Genomic DNA, 17,214 nt, shown 5'->3' with positions numbered 1-17,214 from the left:
ATTATTCACAACCGCGTAGAGAATCAACGGAGTAATTCATGGCTGATCCAAAGATGAAATTTTTAGTTGTTGACGATTTTTCGACGATGCGCCGCATCGTCCGGAATCTGTTGAAAGAACTGGGTTATGCCAATGTCGACGAGGCGGAAGACGGCGTGATGGCGCTGGCGAAGCTGCGCGCCGAATCGTTCGACTTCGTCGTATCCGACTGGAACATGCCGAACATGGACGGTCTGACGATGTTGCAGAACATTCGTGCCGACCCGGCGCTGGCCAAGCTGCCGGTGCTGATGGTGACGGCCGAGGCGAAGAAGGAAAACATCATCGCCGCCGCCCAGGCCGGCGCCAACGGTTATGTGGTCAAACCGTTCACGGCCGCCACGCTGGACGAGAAACTGAACAAGATCTTCGAAAAACTCGGCGCTTGATGATGGTTTAAGCAGCAAGGCGGCGCCGTCACGGCGCTGTCCCGCCCGTAGTCCGCGCTTGGCGCGCGGTCGCGGGCTTCACCCCTCATAGCCATGCACCAGACCAATTTCCTCGTTCGTGAGCCGTTGTTGGATGCCAAGCAGCGGGTGGTTGGCTATGAATTGTCCTGGCAGCAACAGCGCGCCGCGCCGGCGTCGACGCCGGCCGATCTGGAGTTGCTGGTCGACTTCGTCGCCGCCCAAATGGTCGACGAGGACAACGGCGGCAATTGGCTGCTGCGCGACAAAATCCTCTTTTTAGAAGCCGTGCCGGCGATGCTGTCGACCGATGCGTTGCATCGCCTGCCGCCGGAGCGCACGGTGCTGTCGCTCAAGGCGGCCGCGCTGGCCAATCCCGATACGCTGGCGGCGGTGCAGGCGCTGCGCGCCGGCGGTGTCGGCATCCTGTTGCGCGAGGCCGACCTGGCGCGCAGCGGCGCCCGCCTGCCGACCCTCGCTTCGTATGTCGAGGTGCGCTTTTCCGGCACCGACGTCGCCACCCAGGCGCGCACCTACGCCGCCTTCAAGCAATCGGCGGTGGGCATGATCGCGCGGCCGGTCAGCAACTGGGCCGACTTCGACGCCTGCGCCGCGCTGGGGCTGAACGCCTTCGTCGGCAAGCTGCACCTGACGCCACGCACCAGCTCGCTTTCGGGCGGCATGAATCCGGCGCAGACCATCATCATGCAGCTGATGCAGATGGTGCGGCAGAACGCCGATGTCGGCCAGATCGAAACCGTCCTCAAGCATGACGCCACCGTGTCGTACAAGCTGCTGCGCTTCATCAACTCGGCCGGCTTCGGCGCGGGGCGCGAGGTGCAGTCGATCCGGCAGGCGCTGGCGTTGCTGGGTTATACGCCGCTGTACCGCTGGCTGACTTTGCTGTTGGCGACGGCCAGCACGTCCGGCTATTCGCCGGTGCTGCTGGAGACGGCGGTGGTGCGCGGACGCCTGGCCGAGCTGCTGGGGCAGGCCGCGCTGGGCAAGAGCGAGGCCGAGAATATCTTCGTCGCCGGCATGTTTTCGCTGCTGGACCGGCTGCTGGGCATCAGCATGAAAGAGGTGCTCGCCAACATTCAGTTGTCGGACGATGTGGTGACGGCGTTGCTGACGCGCGGCGGCAAATACGGACCCTATCTGGCGCTGGCAGAGGCTTGCGAGCTCAATTCCGACCTGGTCGCCTCGCTGGCGGCGACGCTCAAGCTGAGTCCGGAAGACGTCAACACCGCGCACCTGTCGGCGCTGGCGTGGGCGCAAAGCGTGGCCGCCTAGCGCTGCTTTAAGCTGGCGCAAACACCGGCTTGATATCTTCAGTGCGCGCGTTGACATGGCCGCAGGTCGGGTCGATCATAAACGGATGAACGCGAATTCCGACAAAGACTATATCGACGCCAAGACCGATTCCATTCGTGCTGGCATCGATGGTCGGCTGGGTGCGTTCGAGGCGAATGTGAATGGGAAATTTGCCGAGGTGAGTGGTAAATTCGCGGCCGTGGACGCGAGCTTAGCCCAAGTGAGGACTGAAATTAAAGAGTCGGCCGAGCGCGTGACTTTCCAGATGGTCAAATGGATGGTGGGTATTTTCATCGCCACGCTGACTATTTTCTTCAGCTCGATGGTGTTTTTGCTGAATACCGCGATTTCAAAGTTGCAAGCCCAACCGATGCAGACGATACAGCCCATTGTCATCCAGTTGCCACCAATGCCGGTGGCGCCTGCCCGACCTTGATAAACGGTGCCGACAATGAACGCCAATTCAGAAAAAGATTATATCGATGCCAAAATCGAGTCGGTCCGGGCCGGTATGGGCGGCAGGCTCGACGCGTTCGAGGCAAATGTGAATGGCCGATTCGCGGAGACAAACGCTAAGATCGATCAACTCGGCGCGGATCTGCGCAAGGAAATTGCGGAATCCAGCGCGCGGATGGTGCAATGGATGGTCGGTATCTTTCTCGCGTCCATGGCTATCTTCATCACGGTAATGACCTTCGTGCTGAACAACGCCGTGCCCAAAGCGGCGCCTGCCGCGCCGCCGCTTCAGCCGATGGCGCCGGTGATCATCCATCTTTCACCGCAGGGTGTGACCACCGCGCCGCCCCCGGCGGTCCAGCCCCCGCCTTAAATCTCCAGATTGTCGATCAGGCGGGTCGAGCCCAGCTTAGCGGCGGCCAGCACCACCAGCGGCGCGCCTTGCGCCAGATCTCCGGCGCTCGGCGGTTGCAGATCGCTGCGCTTGCGGATCGACACATAGTCCGGCTTCCAGCCGCGCTTGGCCAAATCCTCCATCGCCTTGTGCTCCACCTGGAAGATGTCCAGATGGCCGGCGCGCATTTCGTTGGCCACGTAGTTCAGGCCCTGGAACAGCGCGGGCGCCTCCGCGCGCTCCGCTTCCGACAAATACATATTGCGCGACGACAGCGCCAGCCCATCCTCGGCGCGGTAGGTTTCGGCGCCGATGATCTCGGTCGGCAGCGCGAACTGGCGCGCCATGTTACGCACCATCATCAGCTGCTGGTAATCCTTTTTGCCGAACACGGCCACCTTCGGCTGCACGCACGAAAACAGCTTGAGCACGATGGTGGTCACGCCGGTGAAGAAGCCCGGACGGAATTCGCCTTCCAGCGTGTTGCCCAGGTCGGCTGGCGGATTGACGCGGAACTCCTGCGGCTCGGGATACAAGTCCTTCTCGGTCGGCGCGAACAGCACGTAGACGCCTTCCTTTTCCAGCTTCTCGACGTCGGCCTGGAAAGTGCGGGGATACTTGTCGAAGTCCTCGTTGGGGCCGAACTGCAGGCGGTTGACGAAGATCGATGCGACCACCGGATCGCCATGCTTGCGCGCCAGGCGCATCAGCGACAGGTGGCCCTCGTGCAGGTTGCCCATCGTCGGGACGAAGGCGGTGCGCAGTTGACCGCTCAGTTGGTCGCGCAGTTCTTCAATGGTGGTGATGATTTTCATAACATGTTCGCTATCAGCGTAAAGGGAATTCGGTTAGCGCGGGCCGGGTTCAGGCGGGCGAATAGGCCAGGCGCACGTAGATGGGGGCGAACGGCTCGGCCTGGGTGATCTCGATCAGCGTTTCCTTGGCCAGCTCGAGCAGCGCGACGAAGTTCACCACCACCACCGGCACGCCGCCGGCGATGTCGAACAGGTCGGCGAATTCGACGAAACGGCTCGATTGCAGACGCCGCAGGATGCCGGTCATGTGCTCGCGCACGGACAGCTCCTCGCGGCTGATCTTGTGGTGCTGGGTCAGCTTGGCGCGCTTGATCACGTCCAGCCAGGCCTGCTGCAGGTCGATCGGCGCCACCTCCGGCCAGGTCGGCACCAGGCTTTGCTCGATGAAGATCTGGGTGCGCACGAAATCGCGGTCGACCTGCGGGATCGCGTTCAGGTCGTAGGCGGCCAGCTTGATCTGCTCGTATTCCAGCAGACGGCGGACCAGCTCGGCGCGCGGGTCGTCGTGTTCGATCTCCAGGTCCGACTGCCGCTGCGGCAACAGCATGCGCGACTTGATCTCGATCAACATCGCCGCCATCAACAGGTACTCGGCGGCCAGCTCCAGGTTCGACAGGCGGATCTGGTCGACATACTTCAGGTATTGCAGCGTCAGCTGCGCCATCGGAATGTCGAGGATGTTGAAGTTTTGCTTGCGGATCAGGTAGAGCAGCAGATCGAGCGGTCCTTCGAAGGCGTCGAGGAAGATTTCCAGCGCGTCCGGCGGAATGTACAGATCGTTGGGCAGCTTGAGCAGCGGCTCGCCGTACAGGCGGGCGAGGGCGGCCACTTCCGATGTCACGGCGGCGGCCGCTTCGGCGACCTCCGGCGACACGGGGGCTTCCGCAGCGGCGTCGCCGTCGGCGGTTACCGCCGGCGGCGGGGTTGGCGCCTCGCCGGCCGGCTGTTCAGCCGTATCGTCTGGCAACATCCGTGCCGCCCCAAGTCCTTAGACTTTGTTCTGGTAGACGTAAGCTTGTTGCTTGACGGCCGACTCGAGCTGGCGTTCCTGCTCGTCGAGCGACAGTGGCGCCTTGTCCCACAGCAGCGCGCGGCCCAGACGTTGTCCTTCTTCGATCGCCGGGTTCTTTTCCTTCAGCGACTTGATGAACAAGGTGTGGTCGGATTCGTACATCGAATGTTGTTTAGAGAATTTCATATAGTCCAAGTGAGTGGCTCAGCAATGGGTATTTTACCGCGACGCGGCACCGACGCGGTAATTCTATCGCCGCCGGCCACGCAAAGTGGCGGAATCGGGTATGCTCAAAGGGCTAATGTTGCAAAGATATAACTAAAATGACCGCACGCCTGAGCCCCAAAACCATCTTCCTGCTGACCCTGCCACCGCTGCTGTGGGCCGGCAACGCCATAGTCGGCCGCCTGGTGCACGACATGTTGCCGCCGGTGTTATTAAATTTCCTGCGCTGGGCGATCGCCCTGCTGATCCTGCTGCCGCTGGCCGGCCCGGTGTTCCGCCGTGACAGCGCGCTGTGGCGTCATTGGAAGCAGTACGCCTTGTTGGGATTGATGGGCATTGGGCTGTACAACACCTTTCAATACATGGCCCTGCAAAGCTCGACGCCGATCAACGTCACCCTGGTCGCCTCGGGATTGCCGGTATGGATGATGCTGACGGGCCGGCTGTTCTTCGGCGTGCCGGTCACTGGGCGCCAGATGGCCGGCGCGGCGTTGTCGATCGCCGGCGTGCTGGTGGTGCTGGCGCGCGGAGAATGGCGGCACGTGCTCGAGCTGCGGCTGGTGGCGGGCGATTTGTTCATGATCCTGGCGACCATCGCCTGGTCGTTCTACAGCTGGATGCTGATGCGCACCCGGGAGCCGGCCGCGATCCGCGCCAACTGGGCCAGCTTCCTGGCGGCGCAGGTGGCGTTCGGCGCGCTGTGGTCGGGCGGTTTCGCGCTGGGCGAGCAGTGGCTGGGGGCGATCCCCGTGCGGTGGAGCTGGTGGCTGGCCGCCGCGTTATTGTATGTCGCGATTTTCCCGGCGGTGATCGCGTTCCGCTGCTGGGGCGAGGGCGTGCAGCGCGCCGGGCCGGCCATCGGCGCCTTCTTCGTCAATCTGACGCCGTTGTTTACCGCGCTGCTGTCGTCGGCCTTCCTGGGCGAGGCGCCGCATGCCTACCACGCGGTGGCGTTCGTGCTGATCGTCGCCGGCATTGTGACCTCGGCGCGCAAGGGTTAGCCGGCGTGGCCGGGAGTCAGCCGAGCGATTTGATGTAGCGCGGATCGACCTGCGCGCAGTAGGTGGCGCAGGCGTGGCGGGCGGCGTTGGCCGCCGCGTGCACCAGCATTTCGGCGTTGGTGTGGAAGCACAGCGAGACGATGATCGACGGCGGCTCCGGCTGCACCGGCAGTTCGATGAATTCGCCGCTCTCCAACGACGACACCACGAACAGGCTGGGAATCGCCGCCACGCCATAGCCATCCTTCACCAACTGGACGATCGCCGCCACCGACGGCGAACAGGTGATGCGCGTCTGCTCCAGCGGAATCATCGCCAGGTTGGCCATCTTGCTGACGATTTCCTCCAGCGCGCGCTGCGGCGCGGTGCCGCGTCCGAAGGTCAGGATCGGCAGCTGCAGCAAGCGCTGGTTCAAGCCCTCCTTGCGCGTGTCGAGCAGCCCGCGGCGCGCGATCCAGTGCAGCGGATAGACCGCCAGCGCCTCCGACACGATGTCGTTGCTCTCCACGCCCTCGACCTGTATGACCAGATCGAGCTCGCGCGCCCGCAGCCGGCGCTCCAGCACATTGCTGATATCGACCGCCAGGTCCACTTCCAGCTCCGGATACAACACATTGAGCTGCCGGATGTACTGCGCCAGCCAGCTGTGGACCACCGATTCGATCACGCCCAGACGCAAACGGCCGCGCACCGCACTATCTTTGTGCGCCGCCGCCTGCAGCCTGCGGGTGGCGTCGACCACCGCTTTCGCGTGCCCCAGCAGGTACTCGGCGTTGGCCGTCAGCCGGAAGTCCTTGCAGCTCCGATCGATCAACTCCGTCTGCAATTCCTCCTCTAGCGATTTGATGCGCAACGAGATCGCGGCCGGCGTGGCATGCAGCGCGCGGGCCGTGGCGCGGAAGCTGCGGAGCTGCGCCAGCGCGACAAAGGTTTCGAGGAATCGGGTATTCATGGAACAAGAATACCTTAACCGTATGCACCGGGATAGCGCACAGCGATAAGAAAAACTATACAACAACAGCAAAAATAACTAGATAGCATGAAGGGATATTCAAGTTTATTCTGAACTCATGCAGTTTTTATACGACTAGTGAGCGAAACGACCATGACTCCCCTTGAATTCCGACACAAAGTCCGCAGCGGCGAATTCCGCTTGCCCACCGCGGGCTATTGCGGCGACTATGCCCAGGCCAACCTGGTGATCCTGCCGCAGGCGCACGCCGACGCCTTTTTGCTTTTCTGCCAGCGCAACCAGCGCGCCTGTCCGCTGCTGGCGGTCGGCGAACCCGGTCAGTGGAATGTCGCCAGCCTCGGCGCCGACATGGACCTGCGCAGCGACACGCCCGGCTACAACGTCTACCGCGAAGGTGTGCTGTCGGCGCAAACGGCCGCGCTGCACGACCTCTGGCGCGACGATCTGGTGGTGTTCGCGATCGGCTGTTCATTCTCGTTCGAGCAGATGCTGATGGACGCCGGCATCCCGCTGCGCCACATCGCGCAGCGCCGCAACGTCGCCATGTACCGCACCAATATCCGCAACCGGGCCGCCGGCCCGTTCGGCGGCGAGATGGTGGTGTCGATGCGGCCGATGAAGGCGGCCGACGCCATCCGCGCGATCCAGATCACCAGCCGCTTCCCGGCCGTCCACGGCGCCCCGATCCATCTGGGCGAACCCGCGCTGATCGGCATCGCCAACCTCGCTCAACCCGACTACGGCGACGCGGTCGAGGTCATGCCCGACGAGATCCCGGTTTTCTGGCCGTGCGGCGTCACGCCGCAGGAGGCCATACGCCACGCGCGCCTGCCGCTGGTGATCACCCACCAGCCGGGCTACATGCTGGTGACGGACATACGCAACGCCTCGCTAGCCGCATTCTGACTTAAACAACATGGCAAGTCCCCGCTATCGGGTCCGCACAGGCACCCGGGGGACCGCCGCATTCTAAAAAAAGGGAGAGCACGATGAACACAAAAGTAGCCAGCACCAGCCAGCCGGAAGGATATTTCGCCTGGTTCCACGCCTTGACCAGCAAGGAGCGCCGCACCTTCTGGAGCTGCAAGATCGGTTATGCGCTCGACGCGATGGACACGCAGTTCCTCAGCTTCGTGATCCCGACCCTGATCGCCACCTGGGGCCTGTCCAAGGGCGACGCCGGCTTGATCGGCACCGTCACCTTGCTCACCTCCGCCGCCGGCGGCTGGATCGCCGGCATCATGTCGGACCGTATCGGCCGCGTCAAGACGCTGCAGATCACCATCCTGTGGTTCGCCTTCTTCACCGTGTTGTGCGGCTTCGCGCAGAACTTCGAGCAGCTGCTGTGGGCGCGCGGCCTGATGGGCTTTGGCATGGGCGGCGAGTGGACCGCCGGCGCCATCCTGATCGGCGAGGTGATACGCGCCAAGGACCGCGGCAAGGCGGTCGGCATGGTGCAGGCGGGATGGGCGCTCGGCTGGGGCATGTCGGCCTTGCTGTATGCGTTGATGTTCTCGCTGCTGCCGCCGGAATGGGCATGGCGCTCGCTGTTCCTGCTGGGGATACTGCCGGCGCTGTTCGTGATCTTCATCCGCCGCTTCGTCGATGAACCGGAGGTCTTCATCGCCGAGCAAAACAAGGTGCGGGTGAACAGCGAGGAGCGCGTCAAGTTCACCGCCATCTTCGCGCCGAAGATGCTCAGCGTGACCATTCGCGCCGTGCTGCTGACCACCGGCGCCCAGGGCGGCTACTACGCCATCACCACCTGGCTGCCGACCTTCCTCAAGACCGAGCGCCATCTGACGGTGCTGGGCACCGGCGGCTACCTGGCGATGGTGATCGTCGGCTCGTACGTCGGCTACATCGTCAGCGCCTTCCTGACCGACTACCTGGGCCGCAAGAAGAATTTCATCCTGTTCGCCACCGGCTCGATGTGCATCGCCCTGGCCTATACCCGGCTGCCGGTGACCGACAGCGTGATGCTGTTCCTGGGATTCCCGCTCGGCTTCTGCGTCTCCGGCGTCTTCAGCGGCATGGGCGCTTTCCTGACCGAGTTGTTCCCGACCTCGATGCGCGGCTCCGGCCAGGGCTTCAGCTACAACATGGGCCGCGCCATCGGCTCGCTGTTCCCGCTGATGATCGGCTTGAGCAGCAACTCCATGGCGCTGGGCGAAGCGATCGGCGTCTTCGCCGGCACCGCTTACGGCGTGATGATCCTGGCGGCGCTGACGCTGCCCGAAACCGCCGGCAAAAAGCTCGAATCCTGACCCATAAGCTGATTTCACCGTACAAAAGATCAAAAGGCATCGACATGAAAAACGACATTCCAACCCAAAAAATGCTGTGGCAATTCTGGGTCGACCGTGGCGGCACCTTCACCGACATCGTCGCCCGCCGTCCGGATGGCAAGCTGGTGACGCACAAGCTGCTGTCCGAATACCCGGAGCGCTACGACGATGCGGTCACCCAGGGCATGCGCGACATGCTGGGCTTGAAGACCGGCGATCCGCTGCCGTCCGACCAGATCGAAGTGATCAAGATGGGCACCACCGTCGCCACCAACGCGCTGTTGGAGCGCAAGGGCGCGCGCACGGCGCTGGCCATCACGCGCGGTTTCGCCGACCAGCTGCGCATCGGCTATCAGGACCGCCCGAACATCTTCGCCATGCACATCGAATTGCCGGACCTGATCTACGAGGAAGTGATCGAGATCGATGAGCGCGTCGGCGCCCATGGCGACGTATTGCAAGCGCCGGATGAGGCGCGGCTGCGCGCACAGTTCGCCGCGCTGCGCGAAAAGGGCATCGCCGCCATCGCCATCGTCCTGATGCACGCCTACCGCTATCCCCGGCACGAGCTGCGCCTGCAAGCGCTGGCCGAGGAGGCGGGCTTCACGCAGATCTCGGTCAGCCACCAGGTCAGCCCATTGATGAAGATCGTCGGCCGTGGCGACACCACGGTGGTCGACGCCTACCTGTCGCCGGTGCTGCGCGACTACGTCTCCCGCGTGTCGGCCGACACGGGAGACACGCGCATCATGTTCATGCAGTCGAACGGCGGCCTGACCGACGCCGGCCGCTTCCAGGGCAAGGACGCGATCCTGTCCGGCCCCGCCGGCGGCATCGTCGGCGCCGTCAAGAGCTGCGAAGCGATCGGCCTGAAACAGGTGATCGGCTTCGACATGGGCGGCACCTCGACCGACGTCGCCCACTACGACGGCGCCTACGAGCGCGTGTTCGAAACCGTGGTGGCCGGCGTGCGGGTACGCGCGCCGATGATGCACATCCATACCGTGGCGGCGGGCGGCGGCTCGATTTGCAGCTTCGAGAACGGCCGCTTCAAGGTGGGGCCGGAATCGGCCGGCGCCAATCCTGGACCGGCCAGCTACCGCAAAGGCGGCCCGCTGACCGTCACCGACTGTAACGTCATGCTGGGCCGCATCCAGCCGGAGCACTTCCCGCACGTCTTCGGGCCGAATGGCGACCTGCCGCTGGACCGCGACGTGGTGGTGCGCGCCTTTGGCGAACTGGCAGCGAAGATCGAACGCGAAACCGGCACGCGCCTGTCGCCATCGGCGGTCGCCGATGGCTTCCTGGCGGTCGCCGTCGACAATATGGCGCAGGCGATCAAGTCGATCTCGGTGGAGCGCGGCTATGACGTCAGCCGCTACGCCATGTGCTGCTTCGGCGGCGCCGGCGGCCAGCACGCGTGCCGCGTGGCCGACGTGCTGGGCATGACCAAGATCGCCATCCATCCGTTCGCCGGCGTGCTGTCGGCCTTCGGCATGGGACTGGCCGACATCCGGGCCATGCGCGAGGGCGCCGTCGAGCAGCCGCTGACCGCCGCCACGCTGGCGGCGCTGCAACCGCAACTGGCGGAACTGGCGCGCCAGGCCCACGCCGACCTGCTGGTGCAGCAGGTGGCGCCGGACGATATCCGGGTCGAGCTGTGCGCGCGCCTCAAGTACCAGGACAGCGACTCGGCCTTTGTCATCGCGCTGGCCGGCGTCGAGGAGATGGCGGAGGCGTTCGCGGTGCTGTATCGCGGCCGCTTCGGCTTCGTCATGGAAGGCCAGCCGCTGGTGATCGAATCGGTGTCGGCGGAGGCCATCGGGGCCGGCGACGGCGCCGACTTCGTCATCGAGGTGCCGGCCTCCGTCTCCGCCGATACCGGCTCCGGCCGCGTCTACAGCTACGTCGACGGCCAGACTGTGCCGATCGCGCTGCACGTGCGCGCCGAACTGGCGGTCGGCAGCCGCGTGGCCGGCCCGGCGCTGATCCGCGAGGAGATCGCCACCACCGTGGTCGATGCCGGCTGGAGCGCCAGCGTGCTGCCGGACCGCACCTTGCTGCTGGAGCGCAGCGGCGCCGCCGGCAGCGCCCACAAGATGACCACCGCCGCCCATCCGATCCACCTGGAGATCTTCAACAACCTGTTCATGGCCATCGCGCGCCAGATGGGCACCACGCTGGAGAACACCGCCTACTCGGTCAACATGAAGGAGCGGCTGGACTTCTCCTGCGCGATCTTCGACCGCGACGGCAATTTGATCGCCAACGCGCCGCACATCCCGGTCCATCTGGGGTCGATGAGCGACAGCGTGTTGTGCGTGATCCGCCAGCACGCCAAGACCATGGCGCCGGGCGACGCCTATGTGCTCAACGTGCCGTACAACGGCGGCACCCACCTGCCGGATATCACCGTGGTGTGCCCGGTGTACGGCGAGACCGGCTGGGGCGCGCCGCTGTTCTACGTCGCCGCGCGCGGCCACCACGGCGACGTCGGCGGCATCACGCCCGGCTCGATGCCGCCCAATAGCACCACCATCGAGGAGGAGGGTGTCTTGCTCGACAACGTCAAGATCGTCGACAAGGGCGTGTTCCTCGAGCCGCTGGTGCGGGGGCTGTTCGCCGCCGGTCCCTGGCCGAGCCGTAATATCGACCAGAACATCTCCGACCTGATCGCCCAGTTGGGCGCCTGCGAGACCGGCGCCAACGAACTGCTGAAGGCCGTCGGCACTTACGGCGAGGAGGTGGTGCTGGCCTACATGGGCCACGTGCAGGACAACGCCGAGGCGGCGGTGCGTAAAGCCATCATCGGCCTGCGCGACGCCAGCTTCGCCTACGAGATGGACGACGGCGCGGTGGTCAAGGTCAAGCTGACCATCGACCATTTCAGCGGCGGCGCGATCGTCGACTTCACCGGCACCAGCGGGCAGCGGCCGACCAACTTCAACGCGCCGCTGTCGGTGTGCAAGGCGGCGGTGTTGTACGTGTTCCGTACCTTGATCGACAGCGACATTCCGATGAACGAGGGCGTGCTCAAGCCGCTCAAGCTGATCATCCCGGAAGGTTCGATGCTCAATCCGCGCTATCCGGCCGCCGTGGTGGCCGGCAACGTGGAAGTGTCGCAGACCGTCACCGACGCGCTGTATGGCGCATTGGGCGTGCTGTCGGCGTCGCAGGGCACGATGAACAACTTCACCTTCGGGAACGACGAGCACCAGTACTACGAAACCATCGCCGGGGGCTCCGGCGCCGGCCCCGGTTTCAACGGCACGGCGGCGGTGCAGACCCACATGACCAACTCGCGCATGACCGATCCGGAGGTGCTGGAGTGGCGCTTCCCGGTGCTGGTCGAGACGCACGCGATCCGGCGCGGCAGCGGCGGCGCGGGCAAACACCACGGCGGCGACGGCGCGCTGCGGCGCATCCGCTTCCTCGAGGCGATGACCGCCAACATCCTGGCGGGCCACCGCCGCGTCGCGCCGTTCGGGCTTGAGGGCGCGCAGCCGGGGGCACTGGGACGCAACTGGGTCGAGCGCGGCGACGGCGCTATCGAGGAATTCGGCGCCACCCACACCACGGACATGCAAGCGGGCGACGTCTTCGCCATCGAAACGCCGGGCGGCGGCGGCTTCGGTTCAAAACAATAACGAGTCAATCATAGGGAGTCCACAATGAAAAAAACCATGCTGGCGCTGATGCTCGGTGCATCGGCGGCGACGGCTGTCGCCCAATCGAATGTGACGGTGTACGGCATCGTCGACATGGCGCTGGTGCGCGAAAGCGGCGGCATCGCCACCACCACCAAACTGACCAGCGGCGTCGAGGCGGGATCGCGGCTCGGCTTCAAGGGCACGGAGGATCTGGGCGGCGGCATGTCGGCCATCTTCCTGCTGGAGAACGGCTTCCAGTCCGATACCGGCGCGATGGGCCAGGGCGGCCTGCTGTTCGGGCGCCAGGCGTATGTCGGCCTTCAGACCCGATCTGGCACGGTCACCCTGGGGCGCCAGTACACGCCGCAGTACCTGGCCGTGGCCACGGTCGATCCGTTCGGCTCCGGCACGGCGGGCGACACCAAGAACCTGATGGCGTCGACCGGCAACAGCGCCAGCCGCATGGACAACGCGATCAAGTATGTGTCACCGGCGTTTGGCGGTGTCACGGTGGAGTTGGTGTATGGTGCTGGCGAAGTATCCGGCGACAGCGCGGCCGGCCGCCAATTGGGCGGATCGCTGATCTACAATCGCGGCGCATTCACCATGCGGCTGGCGACGCACCATCGCGACAACGATACGGCCACGCTGAAAAACACCAGCGCCGCCAATAACACGGTGCTGACGGCGTTGTACGACGCCGGCTTCATGAAGCTGCACGGCGCCTACGGCATCGACAAGGGTTTGAACAGCGCGCTGCCGCGCAACCTGGCCAATCCGTTCGGCTACGCGGTCGCGCCGGCGCCGAGCACCGACAGCGACGTAATGCTGCTCGGCGTGACGGTGCCGCGGGGGAGTGGGGTTTGGCTGGCGTCGTACATCCGCAAAAACGACAAGACCAACTTCAATCAAGACGCGCAGCAGTTCGCTGGCGGGTATCGCTACTACCTGTCGAAGCGCACCGATTTGTACGGGGTGTACGCTTACATCCGCAACAAGAACGGCGCCGGATACACGGTGGGCAGCGCCATCGAAGGCGGGACGGGCAACCGGGGCGTCAACCTCGGCATCCGCCACGTTTTTTAAAGCAGCGGTGGGGATGGCCGGACAATGCCGGCCATCCCCACGTGCCGTCACGCATATTAGCGTTTGATGGTTTTGGTATCGCAGCCCTCGGCGCTTGCGGTGCCGCTATGCGTCGGCGCGGTCGCGTGGCCGTCGGTATGACCCTGGGCGCAATCGGCGTTCACTTTGGACTGCTGCATCGACTTGTCGGTCTTGCGCTGGGCGTTGCGCGGCGTCGCGGCGTTTTGGGTGTTGCTGTTGTTTTGCATGGCGGTCGCGTTTTGCTCGCCACTGTTATTGGTGCTCTGGCCCACGGTTGGCGTGCCGGTGTTGCTGGTGCCCGCCGCCGTGGCGGACTGGCCGGTTGGCGTGGTGGACTGGCCGGTCGGCTGGGTCTGCGCGAACACGCTCGCGCTCATGCACATTGCGGCAATCATGACGGTCAATTTGGTGTTCATGGGTGACTCCTCGTTATTCGTTGAATGGAGACCCATTTTTTCACAGCAAGCTGAGCTCTTGCGTAGGACGATTCCTCGCGTCATGGTCGGAATCGACGCGTCAAAAATGCCGTCCCCCATGCTGCTGCGGGACGGCAAGTTAATGCTTATGGGCAGCTACCGACGATATAGTAGCCAGGACCGGTTTGCGCCAGCGTCCGGGTGTAGAAGATGCTGTACAAGCCCAGCACCTGGTCGGAGCCGTTGGCCAGCGCATAGCCCGCGACCTGGTGCGCGCGGCCGGCCTTCACATGCGCGTAGTTGTTAGCGGTAACCGTCGTGCAGGCAAAGCCGGAAGGCGTGGTGACGCTCACCGGCGCCGACAGCGCGCTCTCGCCGTCCGGACCGACCGCCGAGACGGCAAAGCTGTACGTGGTGCCGGCGGTCAGGCCGGTGGCGCTGTAGGTCAGCGTGGTCACCGGCGTGGCCGTCACCTTGACGCCGTTGCGGTAGACGTTGTAGCCGGTGGCGCCGTTGACGGCATTCCAGCTCAGCGGTACTGCGGTGGCGCTCGGGCTGCCGGCGCTCAGGCCCGACGGCGTCGACAAGGTCGGTGCATTGCCAACCAGGAATTGCGGAACCGCGCAGGCGGCGGACGTCTGGCCGAGGTTGTCGGTGGCGGTGACGGTGCCGCTGTAGTAGCCGTTGCTCAGGTTATACGTCTTGCTGAAGCTCGGGCCGCTGCCTGCCGCGTTGTCGTTGACCGCGGTCGGTCCGCTCAATGCCACGGTGTATGTCGTCACGCTGCCGGGCGAGGTGGCCGCACCGGTGATGGTGGCGCTGGTGGCGCTGATGACGTTGGCGGAGCAAGCGGTGACGGTCGGGCCGGCGACCTTCGAGACGCGCATGTTGTTCTTGTACCAGAAATCCATGACGAATTCCGGGTAGTCGACTTTGGTGGCGTCAACGTAGTTCATGTTCTGGCCGCCAGCGCCCGCCGGCCACGAATGGCCCATGCCGGTCACGGTGATTTCGTGCGTGCGCACCTTGCCGTTGCTGTCGCGGTATTGGATATTGCTGCCGCCGCCAGGCACCGTCGTTGCCGCGTCCGCCTTGAAGGTGCCGCCATACACCTGGCGCATCGCCGCCGCGCCCAGCGGGCCGTAGGCCTGCCCCACGGTGTAATCCATGGTGCCCCAGATGGTGCCGGCAATTTGCGTGGAGAACTTGCTGGCGCTGCTGCCGGCCATCGCCTTGCATTTGCCGGCGGCCGTTGCGGCGGTATAGCCCGACGGTACGGCGCCGATCTGCAGGGTCGTGGTGCCAGGTGTCGGGCCGGCGTTGATGCCGATACCAGCGAACACATCCGGCGCCAGGCAGCCCAGCGCCATCGTCTCGCCGCCGCCCGAGGACAGGCCGGTCACATACACCTGGTTGGGGTCGATCGCGTATTTCGGATCGGCGACAAAGCGGTTGACGACGTCGAGCAGGACCGCGTCGTGGCCGCTGGTGCGGTTGTGGTTGGTGCTGGCGTAGTCCCAGCAATGGTTCGCGTAGACGTTGCCGGGGGCGTTGGGCGCGATGACGACGGCGCCGTATTTGTCCGCCACCGCCTTCCAGTTGTAGCCGCCGTCGGTGCCGCTGTTGATGACGTCGTTGGTGGCGGTTTGCTGGCAGCCGTGCAGCACCAGCACCAGCGCCCGTTTGCCGGCCAGGGTCGGTTGCGATGCGGGCCAATAGAAGTAGCCGGTCAGTTGCCCGCCATTGACTGTGTCGTTGGCCCAGCTTTGCTGGCTGCTCCATGTGCCGGGCCCGGCCGTAGCGGCATGGGCCATGCAGGCGGACCCCAGCATAATGGTCGCGGCGATTGCCTGCGATACCAAGCGTTTGATGTTGATTGCCATGATTCCGTGTCTCCGTTATGTAAGTAATTCCCGCATCCGATGAGGTCGGGTGAAGAAAATAGTAGTGCAAAAAAATCGGCTTACAAGCACCCCAGTATTTCTACTGTTGTGTCCGTGATTCGCTTCTGCGAGCGATGTAAGATAGCGAGGTCAGACCCCCGCGCGCGCCCCCGCCGCAAGCCGGTACGGCAGCGTTCGCTAGACTTTCGCGTGGGAGGGGATGACTATCGAAATGATGGTGAAACCGCGTCCGGCGACACCTGCATCACGATGAATTCGCCGCTTTTGCGCAAACGACATCGTCGCCACGCATGCCCGGCCTCGCTTCTCTCTACAGCTTTGACATAGATCAAGAGAATTTAGTTCCGCGAGAAAATGGTGTCGATGCACATTTTTTTTGGGCGGCGCGCGGCGCATGCGTTCGCGGCGCCTCGTCAGGGACCTGACTTGTTGGAGTTAGTGCGGAAGCGCGACCTTCATGGCTCGGCGGAGATGACTGTTAGCGGGTTGCTGCAGCCCGCCAGTCATGGCGGGCCATAAGGCAAAAAATCAAGTTTGATTGCCTTTCGTTGCGCGCCTTAACGGCTGCGTGAAGTCTCGCTCTGATCCGACTTGTTTTTGTTTTTAGACTGTTGCTGTTTGCTGCGGGTCGACGAGGTGGTGCCGTCCTGGCGGCCGCTGCCGCTTGTGCCGCTGGCGCTGCTACCGCTGCTGCCGCTGCCCGAGCCGCTGGCGCTGCCGCTGCCGTACTGGTCGGTGCTGGACGAACCGCCCGTCGAGCCGGATTGTCCCGTGGTCGAGCCGCCCGACTGGCTGCCGGTCATGCCGCCGCTGCCGGCCGACTGGCTGCCGGCCGAGCCGCTGCCGGTGCCCGATTGCGTGCCGCTGCCGCTGCCGGTGCTGCTGCCGCCGCTGCCGGTCTGGCCGCTGGTGCCGCCGGTGCCGCCGGCGCCGCCGCTGCTACCGGTGGTGCTGGTGCCACCCGTGCCGCTGGTGCCGGTCTGGCCGCTGCTGCTTCCACTGGTGCCGCCGGTTTGCGCCACGGCGGCCGCGCTCATCAGGATTGCGATGGTCAACGCTGCAAATTTGGTTTTCATGTTTGCTCCTCATTTAGGTTTTAGGAGTCGTCATTTTTTCACAAGGGGGCGGCGAAGCGAGTAGGAGAGTCGCTTGCGCAGAGGTCGGATTTGTGGAAGCCGCTTTGCGAGCAAACGCTGTAATGATTGGAAGAAAA

At 64.3% G+C, this 17,214-nt stretch carries 16 protein-coding genes; 9 read left to right on the top strand and 7 right to left on the bottom strand.

The window, feature by feature from the left end; all coding sequences use genetic code 11:
• The first annotated feature begins 38 nt into the window (after nucleotides 1-38).
• The 4 genes from cheY to AC0IYS_RS21070 all read left to right on the top strand — a co-directional run bounded on the left by cheY (nucleotide 39) and on the right by AC0IYS_RS21070 (nucleotide 2,589).
• A complete protein-coding gene (gene cheY, locus AC0IYS_RS21085; protein ID WP_008450066.1) occupies nucleotides 39-428 on the top strand; it encodes a chemotaxis response regulator CheY in 390 nt (129 codons plus the stop codon).
• 93 nt (nucleotides 429-521) lie between these two features.
• Nucleotides 522-1,739 carry an EAL and HDOD domain-containing protein gene (locus AC0IYS_RS21080; protein ID WP_471707020.1) on the top strand — a complete coding sequence of 406 codons (1,218 nt, stop codon included), beginning with the start codon at nucleotides 522-524 and terminating at the stop codon, nucleotides 1,737-1,739.
• Between the two features lie 85 nt (nucleotides 1,740-1,824).
• Complete coding sequence (locus AC0IYS_RS21075; RefSeq protein ID WP_471707019.1) at nucleotides 1,825-2,196, top strand: hypothetical protein; 372 nt, start codon at nucleotides 1,825-1,827, stop codon at nucleotides 2,194-2,196.
• A 15-nt stretch (nucleotides 2,197-2,211) separates the two neighbouring features.
• On the top strand, nucleotides 2,212-2,589 hold the full coding sequence (locus tag AC0IYS_RS21070) for a hypothetical protein (RefSeq protein ID WP_471707018.1): 378 nt from the start codon (nucleotides 2,212-2,214) through the stop codon (nucleotides 2,587-2,589).
• Here AC0IYS_RS21070 and panC read toward each other — a convergent pair.
• From panC to AC0IYS_RS21055, 3 genes are read right to left on the bottom strand one after another with little or no spacing between them, the layout of a single operon-like run.
• Entirely contained in the window at nucleotides 2,586-3,425 is an 840-nt protein-coding gene (panC, locus tag AC0IYS_RS21065; RefSeq protein ID WP_471707017.1) for a pantoate--beta-alanine ligase, read from the bottom strand. The genes AC0IYS_RS21070 and panC overlap by 4 nt on opposite strands.
• Nucleotides 3,426-3,474: 49 nt before the next feature.
• On the bottom strand, nucleotides 3,475-4,395 hold the full coding sequence (locus AC0IYS_RS21060) for a segregation and condensation protein A (protein ID WP_471707016.1): 921 nt from the start codon (nucleotides 4,393-4,395) through the stop codon (nucleotides 3,475-3,477).
• An 18-nt stretch (nucleotides 4,396-4,413) separates the two neighbouring features.
• The gene (locus tag AC0IYS_RS21055) at nucleotides 4,414-4,623 is read right to left on the bottom strand and encodes a DUF3460 family protein (RefSeq protein ID WP_090315205.1); all 210 of its coding nucleotides are present in this window, start codon (nucleotides 4,621-4,623) and stop codon (nucleotides 4,414-4,416) included.
• A gap of 137 nt (nucleotides 4,624-4,760) precedes the next feature.
• On the opposite strand from AC0IYS_RS21055, the gene AC0IYS_RS21050 reads away from it, so the two are divergent.
• Nucleotides 4,761-5,663 (top strand): DMT family transporter, encoded by a 903-nt coding sequence (locus AC0IYS_RS21050; protein ID WP_471707015.1) that lies wholly within the window; start codon nucleotides 4,761-4,763, stop codon nucleotides 5,661-5,663.
• 16 nt (nucleotides 5,664-5,679) lie between these two features.
• Here AC0IYS_RS21050 and AC0IYS_RS21045 read toward each other — a convergent pair whose 3' ends face one another.
• The gene (locus tag AC0IYS_RS21045) at nucleotides 5,680-6,615 is read right to left on the bottom strand and encodes a LysR family transcriptional regulator (protein ID WP_471707014.1); all 936 of its coding nucleotides are present in this window, start codon (nucleotides 6,613-6,615) and stop codon (nucleotides 5,680-5,682) included.
• Nucleotides 6,616-6,768: 153 nt separating this feature from the next.
• On the opposite strand from AC0IYS_RS21045, the gene AC0IYS_RS21040 reads away from it, so the two are divergent.
• The 4 genes from AC0IYS_RS21040 to AC0IYS_RS21025 all read left to right on the top strand — a co-directional run bounded on the left by AC0IYS_RS21040 (nucleotide 6,769) and on the right by AC0IYS_RS21025 (nucleotide 13,660).
• A complete protein-coding gene (locus AC0IYS_RS21040) occupies nucleotides 6,769-7,542 on the top strand; it encodes a putative hydro-lyase (protein WP_471707013.1) in 774 nt (257 codons plus the stop codon).
• 83 nt (nucleotides 7,543-7,625) lie between these two features.
• Nucleotides 7,626-8,903 (top strand): MFS transporter, encoded by a 1,278-nt coding sequence (locus tag AC0IYS_RS21035; RefSeq protein ID WP_471707012.1) that lies wholly within the window; start codon nucleotides 7,626-7,628, stop codon nucleotides 8,901-8,903.
• A 44-nt stretch (nucleotides 8,904-8,947) separates the two neighbouring features.
• On the top strand, nucleotides 8,948-12,571 hold the full coding sequence (locus AC0IYS_RS21030) for a hydantoinase B/oxoprolinase family protein (RefSeq protein ID WP_471707011.1): 3,624 nt from the start codon (nucleotides 8,948-8,950) through the stop codon (nucleotides 12,569-12,571).
• Nucleotides 12,572-12,595: 24 nt separating this feature from the next.
• Complete coding sequence (locus AC0IYS_RS21025) at nucleotides 12,596-13,660, top strand: porin (protein WP_471707010.1); 1,065 nt, start codon at nucleotides 12,596-12,598, stop codon at nucleotides 13,658-13,660.
• Between the two features lie 56 nt (nucleotides 13,661-13,716).
• Here AC0IYS_RS21025 and AC0IYS_RS21020 read toward each other — a convergent pair whose 3' ends face one another.
• The 3 genes from AC0IYS_RS21020 to AC0IYS_RS21010 all read right to left on the bottom strand — a co-directional run bounded on the left by AC0IYS_RS21020 (nucleotide 13,717) and on the right by AC0IYS_RS21010 (nucleotide 17,077).
• Nucleotides 13,717-14,097 carry a hypothetical protein gene (locus tag AC0IYS_RS21020; RefSeq protein ID WP_471707009.1) on the bottom strand — a complete coding sequence of 127 codons (381 nt, stop codon included), beginning with the start codon at nucleotides 14,095-14,097 and terminating at the stop codon, nucleotides 13,717-13,719.
• 146 nt (nucleotides 14,098-14,243) lie between these two features.
• On the bottom strand, nucleotides 14,244-15,980 hold the full coding sequence (locus tag AC0IYS_RS21015) for an extracellular catalytic domain type 1 short-chain-length polyhydroxyalkanoate depolymerase (protein WP_471707008.1): 1,737 nt from the start codon (nucleotides 15,978-15,980) through the stop codon (nucleotides 14,244-14,246).
• Between the two features lie 578 nt (nucleotides 15,981-16,558).
• A complete protein-coding gene (locus AC0IYS_RS21010; RefSeq protein WP_471707007.1) occupies nucleotides 16,559-17,077 on the bottom strand; it encodes a hypothetical protein in 519 nt (172 codons plus the stop codon).
• Nucleotides 17,078-17,214: the final 137 nt, after the last annotated feature.

It is taken from the genome of Duganella sp. AC237, assembly GCF_979254035.1.
The sequence above is the reverse complement of the archived record's forward strand: the minus strand, read 5'-3'. Positions and strand labels throughout refer to the sequence as shown.

What these genes read in the sequence shown, in the direction of transcription:
- AC0IYS_RS21060 (WP_471707016.1), bottom strand. Translation starts at nt 4,395, where the DNA reads ATGTTGCCAGACGATACGGCTGAACAGCCGGCCGGCGAGGCGCCAACC.
- AC0IYS_RS21075 (WP_471707019.1), top strand. Translation starts at nt 1,825, where the DNA reads ATGAACGCGAATTCCGACAAAGACTATATCGACGCCAAGACCGATTCC.
- cheY (WP_008450066.1), top strand. Translation starts at nt 39, where the DNA reads ATGGCTGATCCAAAGATGAAATTTTTAGTTGTTGACGATTTTTCGACG.
- AC0IYS_RS21070 (WP_471707018.1), top strand. Translation starts at nt 2,212, where the DNA reads ATGAACGCCAATTCAGAAAAAGATTATATCGATGCCAAAATCGAGTCG.
- AC0IYS_RS21015 (WP_471707008.1), bottom strand. Translation starts at nt 15,980, where the DNA reads ATGGCAATCAACATCAAACGCTTGGTATCGCAGGCAATCGCCGCGACC.
- AC0IYS_RS21055 (WP_090315205.1), bottom strand. Translation starts at nt 4,623, where the DNA reads ATGAAATTCTCTAAACAACATTCGATGTACGAATCCGACCACACCTTG.
- AC0IYS_RS21045 (WP_471707014.1), bottom strand. Translation starts at nt 6,615, where the DNA reads ATGAATACCCGATTCCTCGAAACCTTTGTCGCGCTGGCGCAGCTCCGC.
- AC0IYS_RS21010 (WP_471707007.1), bottom strand. Translation starts at nt 17,077, where the DNA reads ATGAAAACCAAATTTGCAGCGTTGACCATCGCAATCCTGATGAGCGCG.
- AC0IYS_RS21030 (WP_471707011.1), top strand. Translation starts at nt 8,948, where the DNA reads ATGAAAAACGACATTCCAACCCAAAAAATGCTGTGGCAATTCTGGGTC.
- AC0IYS_RS21020 (WP_471707009.1), bottom strand. Translation starts at nt 14,097, where the DNA reads ATGAACACCAAATTGACCGTCATGATTGCCGCAATGTGCATGAGCGCG.
- AC0IYS_RS21025 (WP_471707010.1), top strand. Translation starts at nt 12,596, where the DNA reads ATGAAAAAAACCATGCTGGCGCTGATGCTCGGTGCATCGGCGGCGACG.
- AC0IYS_RS21050 (WP_471707015.1), top strand. Translation starts at nt 4,761, where the DNA reads ATGACCGCACGCCTGAGCCCCAAAACCATCTTCCTGCTGACCCTGCCA.
- AC0IYS_RS21080 (WP_471707020.1), top strand. Translation starts at nt 522, where the DNA reads ATGCACCAGACCAATTTCCTCGTTCGTGAGCCGTTGTTGGATGCCAAG.
- AC0IYS_RS21035 (WP_471707012.1), top strand. Translation starts at nt 7,626, where the DNA reads ATGAACACAAAAGTAGCCAGCACCAGCCAGCCGGAAGGATATTTCGCC.
- AC0IYS_RS21040 (WP_471707013.1), top strand. Translation starts at nt 6,769, where the DNA reads ATGACTCCCCTTGAATTCCGACACAAAGTCCGCAGCGGCGAATTCCGC.
- panC (WP_471707017.1), bottom strand. Translation starts at nt 3,425, where the DNA reads ATGAAAATCATCACCACCATTGAAGAACTGCGCGACCAACTGAGCGGT.